Here is a 14,497-nt window from a genome sequence, read left to right as displayed (position 1 = left end):
CGGCCTCAGCGCGCGCCTTCCGCCGGCGCCTCGCCGGGCAGCGTGTAGCCCGCCGCCGCATACTCCTCGAGCCGGTTGTAGAGCGTCTTCGGGCTGATGCCCAGCACGGCCGCCGCCTGCTTCTTGACGCCCTTGCAGCGCTCGAGCGTGGCCAGGATCAGGCGACGGTCCGCTTCCGCCAACGTCTCCCCGACCGGCACGCTGACCTGCCCGCCTGCCACGTCGCCGCTGGGCGACACCTGCGGCGCCAGCAGGTCGGCATCGAGTTCGTCGCCTTCCGCCATGATGAAGGCGCGGCGCACGAAGTTCTTCAATTCGCGCACATTGCCGGGCCATTCGTATTGCGACAGCGCCGCCGCGGCACGCGCCGAAAACGCCTTGGAGCGGCCGGTCTCCTCGTTCTGCGCCTGCAGGAAGCGATCGGCCAGCAACAGGATGTCCTCGCCGCGCTCGCGCAGCGGCGGCAGTTCCAGGGGGAATACGTTCAGGCGGTAATACAGGTCCTCGCGCAGCTTGCCTTCCTGTACCGCCTGTTCGGGGTTGCGATTGGTGGCGGCGACGATGCGGATATCGCAACCGATTTCGCGATTGGTTCCGACCCGCATGAACTGGCCGGTTTCAAGCACCCGCAACAGCTTGACCTGCAGGTCGAGCGGCATCTCCGTGACTTCGTCCAGGAACAGCGTGCCGCCATCGGCGCGCTCGAAATACCCCTTGTGCTGGCGGTCCGCGCCGGTGAAGCTGCCGCGCTCGTGGCCGAACATTTCGCTTTCGATCAGGTGCGGCGAAATCGCGCCGCAGTTGACCGCGATGAACGGCCGTTGGCGCCGCGTGCTCAATTCGTGGATGGCATGGGCGGCCAGTTCCTTGCCCGTGCCGCTCTCGCCGACCAGCAACACCGTGACGCCGGTGGGCGCGACCCGGCCGATCTGGCGATACAGCTCGCGCATCGGCGCCGAGCTGCCGTACATCTTGCCGAAACGGCCGGGCGCCTCGAACGGCGTGCCCGGCAGTTCGCGGCCGGTATTGGACATGATGCGCGCCAGGATGCCGTTCAGCCGCTCCATGCAGATCGGCTTGACGAGATAGTCGGTGGCGCCGAGCCGCAGGGCCTGGACGGCATTGTCGACGGTGCCGTGCCCCGTCATCACCACGACCTCGGCGCTGGCCACCGCCACATTCTTGAAGATGTCCATGCCGCTGCCGCCAGGCAGGCGCACGTCGGTCAGCACCAGATCGGGCGCCTGGCGCTCGAGCTGGATCAGCGCGTCCTTGACACTGGCGGCCAGCGCCACCGTGAACCCGCTGTCGCGACCGAGTTCGGCCAGGGTTTCACGAATGGCATCGTCGTCATCGACGATCAGCAGGTGTGGCATGGCGTCTCCTGTAACCTGGGGCCCGGGCAATGGCGCCTGGCGCCGCTGCGGCCACGTTCGAGCATAGCGAAGCTGCGGCGGCGTGACGTAAATATTCGATACGATCCACTAAAGTTTTCGATTACTTGCAACTGGTCGCATCGCTGGCGCGTAGCGCCCACTACCATGGATGGCATCATGAACGTTTCCGGCCTGTCCCCCGTGATGCAGAAGCTGGCCACCCAGGTACGCCTGGCGGCCGAAACTGACGCCAGCGTCTTCATCGTCGGTGAAAGCGGCGCCGGCAAGGAAGTGGTGGCGCGCGCCATCCACGAAGCCAGCGAGCGCCGCGACCATCCCTTCATCGCCGTCAACTGCGGCGCCATCAGCGGTTCGCTGGCGCATGCCGAATTGTTCGGCCACGAAAAAGGCAGTTTCACCGGCGCCGTGGCGCAGAACGCCGGCTACTTCGAATCGGCCAGCGGCGGCACCCTGTTCCTGGATGAAGTGACCGAAATGCCGCCCGACATGCAGGTGCATTTCCTGCGCGTCCTGGAAACCGGCACTTACCAGCGCGTGGGCGGCACCGACCTGCTGCGGGCCAATGCGCGCATCCTGTGCGCGAGCAATCGCGATCCGGCGGCCTCGGTGGCCGACGGCCGCCTGCGGCAGGACTTCCTGCATCGGCTGCTGGTGATCCCCCTGCGCGTGCCCCCGCTGCGCGAGCGCGATGGCGACGCGGTGACGCTGGCGCGACACTTTCTGAATGAACTGAACGCCCGCCACGGCACCAGCAAGACATTTTCGCCACGGATGCTGCAGGCCATCGGCCGGCACGAATGGCCGGGCAATGTGCGCGAACTGCGCAACGCCGTGCAGCGCGCCTACATCCTGTGCGACGAGGAACTGGACGCGGAATTGCCGCGCGCGCGCGCCGCGCCCCACGCCGAGTTCAAGGACGGCGCCCTGAGCTTCCCGGTGGGCACCGCCCTGGGCAACGCGCAGCGCGACTTCATTCTCGCCACCCTGGCCCATCACGGCGGCGACAAACGCCTGACGGCCGAAACCCTGGGTGTCAGCCTGAAGACGCTATACAACCGCCTGGACGTCTACGAAAAGGATGTGGGCGGCGCCTGAGCGGCGTACCGGCGCGCGCGGCGGCGGCGACGGGATCGCTCCGTCCCCAGCCCGGGCGCAATATTTACCGTCTTGTTGTAAACCCGGCCGGCGCCGCAGGCGCCGCAAGCCGCGCTCCCGCCCGCTGGGCGGCTTGGCATGATTATTGCATCGTTCCAGGAATGCGCCGCCCTTCCGGCGGCCCGCGTTGCAGGAGAGTTTCTTGGGACACCCGATGCAAGAATTGCGCCTGCGCCAGCAGATGACGCTGGCTCCCCGGTTGCAGCAGTCCGTCAAGCTGCTGCAGATGTCGGCGCTCGAATTCACCACCGCCGTCGAGTTGGCACTGGCGAGCAATCCGTTTCTCGAGGAAGTCGAGGAGCAAGTGCCGGACCCGGCGCAGGACGCCACTGAACCCACCGCGCCACCCGTCGGCGATCCGTCCGAACCCGAAACACCAGCGGGCGAGACCACGCAGGTCACCCTGGAACCTGCCGCCACCACGCCCGAATACGCGGGCGACTATCCCGTTCCTTCCCGTGGCGACGGCGAAGACCACGACCTCAGCCAGTGGGCCAGCGCGCCCGTGTCGATGCGCGAAAAGCTGTCGCTGGAGCTGGGCAACTACCGGCTCGGGCCGCGCGACCGGTTGCTGGCCGAATTCATCATCGATGCGCTCGACGAGGACGGTTATCTGCGCACGCCGACCGCGAACCTGTGCAATGCCCTGAACGCCGATTTCACCCCCCCGCCGGATGACAGCGAATGGCTGGCGGCGCTGCGCCTGGTGCAGCAACTGGATGTGCCGGGCCTGGCCGCGCGCGATCTGCCGGAGTGCCTGGCGCTGCAACTGGAAGCCGCGCCCGGCATCGACGCGTCGCTGCGCAGACTGGCGCTGGATATCGTGCGCGGGCAGATCGACCGGCTCGCCAAGAACGACGTCGCCGGCTTGCGGCGGGCGCTGAACTGCTCCGACGACGCGTTGCGCGAGGCCTGCGCGCTCATCCGCAATCTGGACCCCAAGCCGGGTCGCCGCTATGACGGGCAGGCGCCGGTCTATGTGGTGCCGGACGTGTTCGTCGACAAATGGCGCTCGCGCTGGCGCGTCGTGCCCAATCGCAGCGCGATGCCGCAGGCCCGCCTGCACCAGGTCTATGCCGACCTGTTCCGGCGGGCCCGGCTGGACGACCGCAGCCCCATGGCGCAGGAACTGCAGGAGGCCCGCTGGCTGGTGCGCAATGTGGAGCAGCGCTACACCACCATACAGCGTGTCGCCGAGGCCATCGTCAAGCGTCAGCAGACCTTCTTCGAATACGGGGAAGTGGCGCTGCGGCCGTTGATGCTGAAGGAAGTGGCGGATGACCTCGACATGCATGAATCCACGGTGTCACGCGCCACGGTCAGCAAGTACATGGTGACGCCCCGCGGCGTCTTCGAGTTCCGCCATTTCTTCTCGCGTGAGCTGGCCACCGACTCGGGCGGGACCTGCTCGGCCGCCGCGGTGCGCGCGCTGATCAAGGAACTGATCGAGGCCGAAGACCCCGCCATGCCCTTGTCCGACGTCGCCCTGGCCCAGCAACTGGCCGCCAACGGCATCGTCCTGGCACGCCGCACCGTGTCGAAGTATCGTGGCCAATTGCGCCTTCCTCCCGCTGAATTGCGACGCGCCCATTGACCGTCTTGTCGTGTTGAAACGCCACGCGGGGAGCGATCAGGATCGCTCCCCGCGTGGCGTCCAGGGCCGACACGGCCCGCGCGCCCCGGCGGACGCGCGGGCCGCCGCCACATCTACTTGCTGCCGCCGGTGTTGGGATAGCCCGGAGGCGGCGTGGCGCCCGCCGCTGGGGTGCGCGGCACATTGTCATTGGCCTCGCTATTGCGGTTCGGCATTTCGCCGCTGCGCTTGTCCGAGGACGGCGTGGTACCCCGCTTGTCCACATTGGGCGGCATGCTCTGCGTGCTCGGCGTGGCGTTCGGCGCCGGGGCGGCCTGGCCCGGCGGCACCGGCCGGTTCGGTTGCACGGCGGTGCCGTCATTCGGGGTGGTGGATGGCGCCGTGGGGCTGGCGGATTGCGCCCAGGCGGAGGAGCCGCCCAGACTGGCGGCCACGACGACGGCATAGGTCAACGCACGGATTTTCATGGGTTCACTCCTTGGTCAGGTTGCCCTGTTCCTATAGCAATCCCCATTCCCGTGGCCCACCGCCCGCGGACGGCGTTGCGCCAGCGGCAATTTTTACCGCCGCTTGAAACCTCGTCATGCCCCCCGCACATGCAACCCGGTCATCGCGTCGGCAGGCGTGCGCTATCGGTATGCGCGCCGGAGGATTCCAGCATGCGTTGCACCCGCTGCGCCAGCGCATCCAGCGCGAACGGCTTGACGATCAGCTCCATGCCGGTGTCAAGGAAGCCCGAGCCCCGCGCGGCGCTTTCCGCATAGCCCGTCATCAACAGCACTTTCAGGCCCGGATGCGTGGCGCGCGCGGCGTCGGCCAGTTGGCGGCCATTCAGGCCGGGCAGCCCCACGTCGGAGATCAACAGGTCGATATCGGCATGGGCGCGCAGCCGTTCCAGGCCCGTGTCGCCGTCTTCCGCCGCCAATACCCGCATGCCGAGCTCGGCCAGGCATTCGCAGACCATTTCGCGCACATTGGCCTCGTCCTCCACCACCATGACCACCGCCTGGCGCGCTCCGCCGGCCACGGGCCCGGCCGTGGGCGCCAACGCGGCCGGCGCGATCGTGACGCCTTCGAAGCGCGGCAGGAAAATGCTGACCGAGGTGCCGGCGCCCACCTGGCTTTCCAGGGTCACGATGCCCCCCGCCTGCTTGGCGAAGCCGTAGATCATCGACAGGCCCAGGCCCGTGCCCTGCCCCAGCGGCTTGGTGGTGAAGAAGGGATCGAAGGCATGCGCCAGCACGTCCGGCGTCATGCCACAGCCCACGTCGGTCACCCGCAGCTCGACGAACGCCCCGGGCGGTATGCCCGGATAGGGCAGCAGGAAGCTTGCGTCCAGCTGTGTGTTCGAGCCCGACACCGTCAATGTGCCGCCGTCAGGCATCGCGTCGCAGGCGTTGATCACCAGGTTCAGCACCGCGCTCTCGAACTGGTTGCGATCGCAGCGCACCGGCCACAGGCCGGGTTCCAGGTCGAAGACCAGTGACACGGCCTCGCCGGTATAGCGATGGAACAGGTCCACCATCGACTGCAGCGTGGCGGCCACCGCGAATGGCTGGGGATCGATCGGCTGGCGCCGCGAAAACGCCAGCAGGCGCTGGGTCAGATGGGCCGCGCGGTTGGCCGAGTCCATCGCCACGCCGACAAACCGCGTCGCCTGCTCCGGCGTGCCCGCCGCCAGCTTGCGCTGGATCAGATACAGCGCGCCGGTGATCCCCTGCAGCATGTTATTGAAATCGTGCGCGATGCCGCCGGTGAGCCGGCCCACCGCCTCCATCTTCTGCGCCTGGCGCAACGCATTCTCGGTTTCCAGCAGCGTCTCGGCCTGCGATTTCAGGTCGGTGTCGTCACGGCCCGCCATGTACAGGCTGTCCTGCGCCCAGGACATGCTCCAGGTGATCCAGGCGTAGCTGCCGTCGCGCTTGAGGATGCGATTCTCCAGGTGCCGCACCCCCTGCGATGCCGGCGCGTGCCGGGCCTGCGCCAGCGCCGCGCGCGTGGCCTCGTAATCGTCCGGATGGATCTGCTGGCGCAATCCCATCGCCAGGAATTGTTCCGGGGTCCACCCCAGGATCGATCGCACCGCGGGATTCACGCTGGCATAGCGCCCCTGGCTGTCGATCACCGCGAGCAATTCCGGCGACAGGCGCCAGATGCGATCGCGCTCGGCGATGGCATGCTCGACGCGCTGCTCCAGCATGCGGGCGTACTGCGACCGCTCGACCGCGCCGCAGAGGCGCTCGGCCACCTCCTCGATGCAGGTGATATCGCCGCGCCGCAGATGGGCGCCGGGCGCCGGCCGGGCCACCAGCGCGCCGCCCTGGCGCCCCCAGCGGCCCATCGGCACCACGATGGCGGACGGCACGATATCTCCATCGGGCTGGGCCAGCAGCGGTTCCATGAAAGCGGTGCGCCCGCCGCGCAGCGCCTCGCACAAGCGCTCGTCCAGGAGCGTGGCGTCCGCCCCCGCCTGCATCGCGTCGCGGGCCGTCAGCGGCCGCCATTCGGTCGAGAGCACCGGTTCGGTCCCCTCCCCCGGCCAGTCCACCACCGCCACCAGGCCAAGCGCAAGGTGCTGGCCCAGGCTTTCGCAGGCAAGCTGCTCGATCGCCGACTGCTGCTGCAGTTCGCGCATGCGGTCGCCCAGCCCCAGCATGAAATTCTTGCGGTGCTGGCCTTCCCACAGCTCCGCCTCGGCGGCCTTGCGCGCGGTGACATCCAGGAACAGCGCCATCATCTGGTTATCGCCCTGGCGCCGCGCGCGCGCCTCGTACCAGGCCTGGCGCGGCGCGGGCACGGCGAACTCGAACTGCGCGGGCACGCCACTTTCGACCACCTGCGCAAACGTGTCCAGGATCTGGTCCGGCACGCCGGGAATCATCTCGCGCAGCGTATGGCCGAGCGTATCGCCTTCCTTCATGCCGCTTTGACGCTCGAATGCCGGGTTGACCTCGATAAAACGGAAATCGACGATACGGCCTTGCGCGTCGCGCAGCGCCTCGCTCAGGAAGAACGCCTCCTGCATGCCCTCGAACATGGCGCGCCAGCGTTCGCCGCTGCGGCGCAGCGCGGTCTCGGTCAAGTGCCGCTCGATCGCCAGCGCGGCGCTGCGCGTGACCACGGCGATGGCGTCGATATCATCGGCCGTGGGAGAGCGCGGCGCCATGTAGTAGTTCGAAAACACGCCGAGCAGATGCCCATCCGCCGCCTTGATGGGCGTGGACCAGCACGCCCTCAGCCCGTGCGCCAGCGCCAGCGAGCGCCACCGCGCCCAGGCCGGGTGGGTGGCGATGTCCTCGACGTACACCGGACAGCCGCAATGCGCGGCCGCGCCCCACGAGGCCATCTGCGGCCCGATCGGCGCCGGATCGATCGCGGCATTGAACGCCGCCGGCAGGCTGGGCGCGGCGCCATGGCGCAGGAATGCGCCGGTTTCGTCGACCAGCGCGATCGAGGCGCGCAGTTCAACGCTGGATTGGGCCTCGATGGCGTGCAGCATGTGCCCCAGCACCTCGGCCAGCGGCACGCCGGCGGCAATGCGTTGCAGCATGACGCGCTCGTCCTCGAGCCGCGCGAGCGTGTCGGTCCAGGGATGGGATACGCGGTCTCGCTGGGTCAGCATGGAATCTCCTGCAGGGTTTCCAGACTGTATTGCGAGCACGCCGCAACAGCCGCAACCCTAGGTAACGCGGCATTACGGCGATATAGCAGGACCCAGGGGGGGACTCAGCGCGGCGATTCGGCGCTTTCGCGCGCCAGCCCCAGCGCCGTCAGCGCCTCGGGCTTGTCGACCAGCACGCATTGCTTGCCGGTGCGGGTGCAGTGGTCCTTCACGCGCCAATAGGCGCCGTGGCTGACGCAACCTGTCTGGCAGATGACCAGGTCCGCCGCCACCAGGCTGGCTTCGAGGGTGTCGCCATCGGTGCTTTCACCGCCGCAATGGCCCAGGTAGCGCCCGCCAGCCATTTCCACCACCTTTCGCGTCAACATCAGGGCCATGGCATCCTCGCCCACGCACAGCACGGATTTTTCGCGCAGCGTGGCCGCGGCAATGACCGCGGCGGGCACCGTCGGCTCCGCCGCGGAATCGAGCGGATGGGCGCGCGCCTGGGCGGCACGGTCCTGCCAGGCCAGGCGCTCGCGCATCAGGTTCTGCACCCGCTCCATCAATTGCGCCACGCGCCGCGCCAGCGCCACGCGCCGGGGCAGCCCGGGGATCGCGCCCTCGAGCGCGGCGCGATCTTCCCGCGCCCAGGCCAGCGCCGTATCGCGCTGGATCACCGCCGCGCGCAGCTTGAAGACCTCGGCTTCCAGGCATTGGATGCGCTGCGCCTGGGCGCTCAGCAGGCGGCTGCAGCGCGCCTGGGCCTGGCCGTAGGCGACGAGCAAGGCCGCGTGTTCGCGGTGCAGCGAATTGGGCGCCTGGAAAGCTAGGGTCATCGGAGGCCTCTCGGAATGGCGGGCAACATGGCATCCGCGTGGGCGGCGCCGTCGACATGCGAGGCATTATAAATGAGAATGCGTCTGTTTACCGATATAACGATATCCCCCGCCCTGCTGCGGGAAATCCATTACTGACGGCCCCGGACCGCTTAAATATGATCAACGGACCATACCGGCACACAAGCCCGCGGCACGCAAGCCCGCCGGCTTGATCAGACGCCCCTCCAGGACGCTCGCGCCTTGTCTGTTCCCGGCCGCGGCCGCCTGGCCGCGGACTCAATGAAGTGAGGGGCACCCGATGCCGAGATCCGCCGAACTTCTGCGCGACATCCACGAAACCAATCTCATGTATCTGCTGCTGTTGCAGCGGATGGCGCGCACCGGCAACCTGCCGGCGCTGGCGGGCATGCAGATGTCGGTCCAGGCCTGCCAGTGGCTGGCCGCCCTGGGGCCGCAAGACCTCGCCCGCCTGTCCCGATGCAGCGTGGTGCTCGCCCAGTTGAGCCTCGAACCGCACCTGTTGCTGGCGGCCCTCAGTCAGGGCATGGACGCGACGCTGGCGGCCGAGGCGCCGTGCGCCAGTACAGCGCCGCGCTGATGACCAATGCCAACGCCAGCAGGCCGCCCGCCATGGCGGCCACGCCCGGCCAACGGCCATCGGTCCAGAAATGTCCGCCCAGCGAACCCAGCACACTGGAGCCGACGTAATACACCAGCAGGTACAGCGAAGCCGCCAAGGCCTTGTAGCCGCGCGACATCTGGCCGACCCAACCGCTGGCCACCGCATGCGCGGCGAAGAATCCGAAGGTGAACACCACGATGCCCGCGATCAGCAGCGGCAAGGCATCCGACAGGGTCAGCAGCAGGCCCGCCAGCGCCAGGCCGGTCGCGGCCGCCAGCATGGCGCCGCGTCCATGGCGATCGGCCAGGCGGCCGAAATAGGTGGAAGCGAAAATGCCGACCAGGTACACCACGAAAATGAAGCCGATGAACGTCTGGCTCAGCGAAAACGGCGGCGCCAGCAGGCGGAAGCCGACATAGTTGTAGACCGTGACGAACGCGCCCATCAACAGGCCGCCCATGGCGAACAGGCCGCATAGCGGGCCGTTGCGCAGATGCGCGCCGATGCCGGCGCGCACGTCGCCGGCCACGCCGGCCCAGCCGCGCGGGCGCCGCGGCGTGAAGCGCCGCGAGGCCGGCAGCAGCCAGATGAACAGCACGGCCGCCACCACGCCCAGCAGCCCCAGCGTGCCCAAGGCCGCGCGCCATCCGAAATGATCCGACACCAGGCCGGTGATGACGCGGCCGGAGAGCCCGCCGAAGGCGCTGCCGCTGATGTACAGCCCCATCGCGAAACCCAGCGTGTCGGGTTCGACTTCCTCGGCCAGGTAGGCCATGGCCACCGCCGGCACCCCGCCCATCGCCACGCCTTGCAGGGCGCGCAACGCCAGCAGGCTGTGCCAGTCGGGCGCGATCGCCGCCGCCGTGCCCAGGATGGCCGAGGCCAGCAGCGACAGCGCCATGATCCGCTTGCGCGGCAACGCCTGGGAAAACAGGCCGACCAGGAAGATGGCGATGGCCAGCAGGCCGGTACAGAGCGACAGCACCAGGCTGCTCTCGGCCGGGGACACGCCAAAGGCCTGCGTGAACAGCGGCATCAGCGGCTGCACGCAATACAGCAGCGAAAAGGTCGAAAAACCGGCCGCGAACAGCGCCCATTGGGCGCGCCGCAGGGCCGGCGTGCCGCGCGCCAGGTAATCGGGCTGCGGCGCGGGGGACGCGGCGCCAGGGGCGGAGGCGGAAGCGGCGGAAGCAGTGGACATCGGGATTCTCGAAAAACACCGGGCAACGGCCCGTGCGATCAAAGTAGACTTTTCCCCTGCATATGTCCAATATATGAAACCGGCACTCGCTATATTTAATAACGATGGAACTGAGACACCTGCGCTATTTCACCGTGGTCGCCGACGAGCTGCACTTCACCCGCGCCGCCGCGCGGCTGGGTATCGGCCAGCCGCCGCTGAGCCAGCAGATCCAGCAACTGGAGCGCGAGATCGGCACGCCGCTGTTCCTGCGCCTGCCGCGCGGCGTCGAACTGACCGAGGCCGGCGCCCAATTCCTGGAAGACGCGCGCGCCATCCTGGCCAGCGCCGACCGCGCCATCGACACGGCGCGCCGCCTCGGACGGGGCGAGCATGGCGCCATCACCGTCGGATTCACGGCCTCGGCCGTGTTCCATCCCTATCTGCCGCGCGCCATCCGGGCGTTCCGCGACCGCTATCCCGACGTGCGCATCAGCCTCACGGAAAGCAACACCATCAGCCTGCTGCGCGGCCTGCGCGAGAACGCCGTGGACGTGGCATTCGTGCGGCCGCCCTACGTGCTTGACCCGGAGTTCGAATCCGAGCGCGTGCTGGACGAACCGATGTTGATCGCCCTGCCTCCCGGCCATCCGCTCAGCCGCAAGCGCAGCGTGCCCATCGCCGCCCTCGCGGACCAGGATTTCGTGCTCTATCCGCGCCCGATCGGCGCCGGCCTGTACGATGCCATCCAGGGCGCCTGCCTGCGCGCCGGCTTCACGCCCCGCGTGATCCAGGAGGCGCCGCAGATGGCGTCCATCGTCAGCCTGGTGGCGGCGGGCGTGGGCATCTCGATCGTGCCGGCGGCCATGCGCCACATGGGCGCGCAAGGCATCGAGTACCGGCCGATCAAGGGCGATGCGCCGCATGCCTTGCTGGACATGGCCTACCGCCGCCACGACCGCTCCATCGCCGCGCGCAACGCGGTCCAGATGCTGCGGGGGCTGGCCCACCCGGAACACGCGGCGCCAGCGTGAAACCCGCCCGGTATCGCCTTGTCGCCTTTGTCACCTCCTGTAAACCCCGGCGGCGCGGCGCCCTGTAAATTGTCGCGCTATCGCCGCAGAGGCCCCCTGGCGGGGCCCGGCCGGCGCAACCCGCCCATAGGTGCACACGTGCAACGTACTCTCCTGGCTGTGGCCCTTGCCACGCTTCCCGGTCTGGCCGCGGCGGCCGGACTGGCCTCCTCCATCGGCGCCGTCACGGTCTACCAGGACCGCGCCGTGGTCACCCGCGCCGCCAGCAGCGACCTGCCGGCCGGCGAGCACGAGCTGGTGCTGGAAAAGCTGCCGGCCAGCCTGCAGGAAAACTCGCTGCAGGTGTCCGCCAAGAGCACCGGCCAGGCCACCCTGCTGGACGTGCGGGTGCGCGACGCCTTCCAGGCCGATACGCCCAACGACCGCGTCAAGCAGCTGGAAGATCAGATCCGCAAGATCGAGGGCCAGCAGGCCGCGCTCGACGACGAGGCGGCGGTGCTGGAGAACCAGCGCGAACTGGTGGCGATGATGCAACGGGGCGCCACCGAACCGGCCAAGGAGGGTCCGCGTCCGACCCTGGATGAACTGAAGGCGATCCAGTCGCTCAGCGCCGACACGCTCAACCGCGTGCTGGCCGGCCTGCGTCGTGTCGCCGAGCAACGCGAGGACCTGGAGCGCCAGTTGTCCGCCGCCCAAGGCGAATTGGGCCAGCTGCAGGGCCAGATCAACCGCCGCACCAAGACCGTCACGCTGCGCGTCAACCTGGCGCGCGCCGGCAAGCTCGACCTGAACGTCTCCTACGCAGTCGCCGGGGCCCGCTGGACGCCTGCCTACGACGCGCGCCTGCGCCCGGCCGACCGCAGCGTCGACCTGGGTTATTTCGGCGTCATCCGGCAGAACACCGGCGAGGACTGGAACAACGTCAAGCTGACGCTGTCGACCGCGCAACCAGCCCTGGGCGGCGGCGCGCCCAAGCTGAATCCGTGGATCATCGACGTGGCGGCGCCGCCGCAACCTGTCAGGCCGATGCCGGCGACGGCCCCCGCGCCGGTCATGCGCAACGAATCTCGCGCGCGCATGAGCCCCAAGGCCAGTGCCGAGATGGCCGCTGACGAGGCAGCGTATGCGCTGGAAGACGTCAAGGATTCGACCGCCGCGGTACAGTCGGAGGCCACCAGCGCGTCGTTCCAGATCCGCGCCCCGGCCACGCTGCCGTCGGACAACAGCGTGCAGCGCGTCGCCATCACCACCGCCAAGCTGCCCGCCACGCTGCAATACCAATCCACGCCGGCGCTGCGCGAGGCGGCCTTCCTGACCGCCCTGGCCAGCAACGGCACCGACTACCCGTTCCTGGCGGGCACGCTCAATACCTTCCTGGATGACGCCTTCGTCGCCGCCTCTTCCATGAAGACGGTGATGCCGGGCGAGAAACTCGAACTGGCGCTGGGCGCCGACGACGGCATCTCGATCAAGCGCCAGTTGGTCAATCGCTTCACCGAAAGCACCGGTTTTTCCGGCAACGGCAAGCGCGTGACCTACGAGTACAAGATCACCGTCAAGAACAACAAGGCCACCAAGGAACAGGTCACCTTCAAGGATCGCCTGCCGATCTCGCGCAACGAGAAGATCGAAGTCAAGCTGCTGTCGCCCGCCGAACGCGACATCAAGCGCGAAGACGACGGCGTGCTGGTCTGGAACTGGGAAATGGAACCGGGCAAGTCGCGCGACGTGGTGTTCAAGTTCTCGGTCGATCATCCGGGCGACATCGACGTGGCCGGCCTCTGACGACGACCGTCTTCGCGGCTGCCGCCGGGGCGCTCATCGCCGGCGGCAGAACGCGATGAAATCGTCCGGCGGCAGCGGCACCGAAATCCCATAGCCCTGCGCCACCTTGCAACCGAGTTCGCGCAGCAACTGGATGTCGCGCTCCTGCTCGACCCCTTCGGCCACCACCCGGCGCCCCAGGACGCGCCCCATTTCGATGGCGGCCGCCACCACCGCGCGCGACGCCGGCTCGCGGTGCATGTGGACGATGAAATCGCGGTCGATCTTCAGTTCCGTGAACGGCATGGCCGAAAACAGCCGCATCGACGCAATGCCGGCGCCAAAGTCGTCCATCGCCAGCTCGAAGCCGCGCACCCGCAGCAGGTTCAGCGCCGACGACAGCGTCAACCAGTCGGTGACCGGCTCGTCCTCGGTAAGCTCCACCTTGACCAGGCGGGTCGGCAGGCCGGCCTGCGTCACGCGCGTTTCCAGCGCGTCCGGCAGGCCGGGCGCGCACAGCGTCGAGGCCGATGCGTTGATCGCGATCGGCACCGCGATTCCCTCCGCGTGCATCGCCACCTGCACCTCGACCACGCAATCGGCAACGCGGTTGAACAGGGTCTGGTCCAGCCCCAGCCGGTGCGCGGCCGGCACGAAGTCAACGGCGGGAATGGCGCCCAACGATGGATGGGTCCAGCGCGACAGCGCTTCGGCCGCGACGGCGCGACCGCTGTCCAGGTCGACCTGCGGCTGCAGCACCACGCTCATGCCCTCGCCCGAACTCAGCGCATGGCCCAGTTCGGCCTCGATTTCATCGCGCCGCACGGCCGTCTGGCGCGGCGAAGCCGTCGTGCCGTGTTCGATGCTGTGCAGGGCCATTTTGACGGCATGCTGCATGGCGTTGCGCGAGACCGGCTTGGACAGCGCCAGCGACGACGGGCAGCCGCCCTGCAGCGCCAGCCGCACGTGCGACTGCAGCAGTTCGTCCGACAGGCTGCTGATCCAGATGATGGGCGGCATGCTCTTGAGCCGGCCTCCGTCGACCAGCTGGCGCAACTCGGTCGGCAGGCGCGTGCCGTCACCTTCGCCCATGACGATGTCGCTGATCACCACGTCGTAGGCCTGGCGCGCCAGCGCGCTGACGGCTTCGGTGCTGCTGCCCACGCCCGCGACCCGGCGATAGCCCAGCGCCAGCAGCATATTCTGCAGATAGGCCCGCTCCACGGGGTGGTCTTCCACCAGAAGGATCCGTCGGTTGGCACCGGCGTCGGTCTTGGGCATCGCGCACGTCCTCGGGATGTCGGCATG

At 68.5% G+C, this 14,497-nt stretch carries 11 protein-coding genes; 5 read left to right on the top strand and 6 right to left on the bottom strand.

Annotated elements, in window-relative coordinates; genetic code table 11:
* Window positions 1-5 precede the first annotated feature (5 nt).
* Window positions 6-1,376, bottom strand: coding sequence for a sigma-54-dependent transcriptional regulator (locus tag AT699_RS13820; protein ID WP_024068794.1), 1,371 nt, complete (start codon window positions 1,374-1,376; stop codon window positions 6-8).
* A 204-nt stretch (window positions 1,377-1,580) separates the two neighbouring features.
* Between AT699_RS13820 and AT699_RS13815 the strand changes: the two genes are divergently transcribed.
* The gene (locus AT699_RS13815; protein WP_045953520.1) at window positions 1,581-2,492 is read left to right on the top strand and encodes a sigma-54 interaction domain-containing protein; all 912 of its coding nucleotides are present in this window, start codon (window positions 1,581-1,583) and stop codon (window positions 2,490-2,492) included.
* A 214-nt stretch (window positions 2,493-2,706) separates the two neighbouring features.
* Entirely contained in the window at window positions 2,707-4,146 is a 1,440-nt protein-coding gene (locus tag AT699_RS13810; RefSeq protein WP_024068792.1) for an RNA polymerase factor sigma-54, read from the top strand.
* 113 nt (window positions 4,147-4,259) lie between these two features.
* Here AT699_RS13810 and AT699_RS13805 read toward each other — a convergent pair whose 3' ends face one another.
* The 3 genes from AT699_RS13805 to AT699_RS13795 form a co-directional block, all read right to left on the bottom strand.
* The gene (locus tag AT699_RS13805; RefSeq protein ID WP_006386061.1) at window positions 4,260-4,613 is read right to left on the bottom strand and encodes a hypothetical protein; all 354 of its coding nucleotides are present in this window, start codon (window positions 4,611-4,613) and stop codon (window positions 4,260-4,262) included.
* 140 nt (window positions 4,614-4,753) lie between these two features.
* Window positions 4,754-7,768 carry a GAF domain-containing hybrid sensor histidine kinase/response regulator gene (locus AT699_RS13800; RefSeq protein WP_024068791.1) on the bottom strand — a complete coding sequence of 1,005 codons (3,015 nt, stop codon included), beginning with the start codon at window positions 7,766-7,768 and terminating at the stop codon, window positions 4,754-4,756.
* Between the two features lie 104 nt (window positions 7,769-7,872).
* Window positions 7,873-8,586 (bottom strand): DUF2325 domain-containing protein, encoded by a 714-nt coding sequence (locus tag AT699_RS13795; RefSeq protein WP_024068790.1) that lies wholly within the window; start codon window positions 8,584-8,586, stop codon window positions 7,873-7,875.
* A 301-nt stretch (window positions 8,587-8,887) separates the two neighbouring features.
* On the opposite strand from AT699_RS13795, the gene AT699_RS13790 reads away from it, so the two are divergent.
* Window positions 8,888-9,187, top strand: coding sequence for a flagellar transcriptional regulator FlhD (locus tag AT699_RS13790; protein WP_006384637.1), 300 nt, complete (start codon window positions 8,888-8,890; stop codon window positions 9,185-9,187).
* Here the strand turns inward: AT699_RS13790 and AT699_RS13785 are convergent.
* Window positions 9,123-10,412, bottom strand: coding sequence for an MFS transporter (locus tag AT699_RS13785; RefSeq protein WP_024068789.1), 1,290 nt, complete (start codon window positions 10,410-10,412; stop codon window positions 9,123-9,125). The genes AT699_RS13790 and AT699_RS13785 overlap by 65 nt on opposite strands.
* Before the next feature lie 104 nt (window positions 10,413-10,516).
* Between AT699_RS13785 and AT699_RS13780 the strand changes: the two genes are divergently transcribed.
* Together AT699_RS13780 and AT699_RS13775 are read left to right on the top strand one after the other, a co-directional pair.
* Entirely contained in the window at window positions 10,517-11,425 is a 909-nt protein-coding gene (locus tag AT699_RS13780; RefSeq protein ID WP_006386065.1) for a LysR family transcriptional regulator, read from the top strand.
* Between the two features lie 138 nt (window positions 11,426-11,563).
* Window positions 11,564-13,210, top strand: coding sequence for a mucoidy inhibitor MuiA family protein (locus AT699_RS13775; protein WP_058207309.1), 1,647 nt, complete (start codon window positions 11,564-11,566; stop codon window positions 13,208-13,210).
* A 33-nt stretch (window positions 13,211-13,243) separates the two neighbouring features.
* Here AT699_RS13775 and AT699_RS13770 read toward each other — a convergent pair whose 3' ends face one another.
* Window positions 13,244-14,470, bottom strand: coding sequence for an EAL domain-containing response regulator (locus tag AT699_RS13770; protein WP_006386067.1), 1,227 nt, complete (start codon window positions 14,468-14,470; stop codon window positions 13,244-13,246).
* Window positions 14,471-14,497 lie beyond the last annotated feature (27 nt).

This window comes from Achromobacter xylosoxidans (assembly GCF_001457475.1).
GTDB lineage: Bacteria > Pseudomonadota > Gammaproteobacteria > Burkholderiales > Burkholderiaceae_B > Achromobacter > Achromobacter xylosoxidans.
Note: the sequence above shows the minus strand (reverse complement) of the source record. Positions and strands in the feature narration are given on the sequence as shown.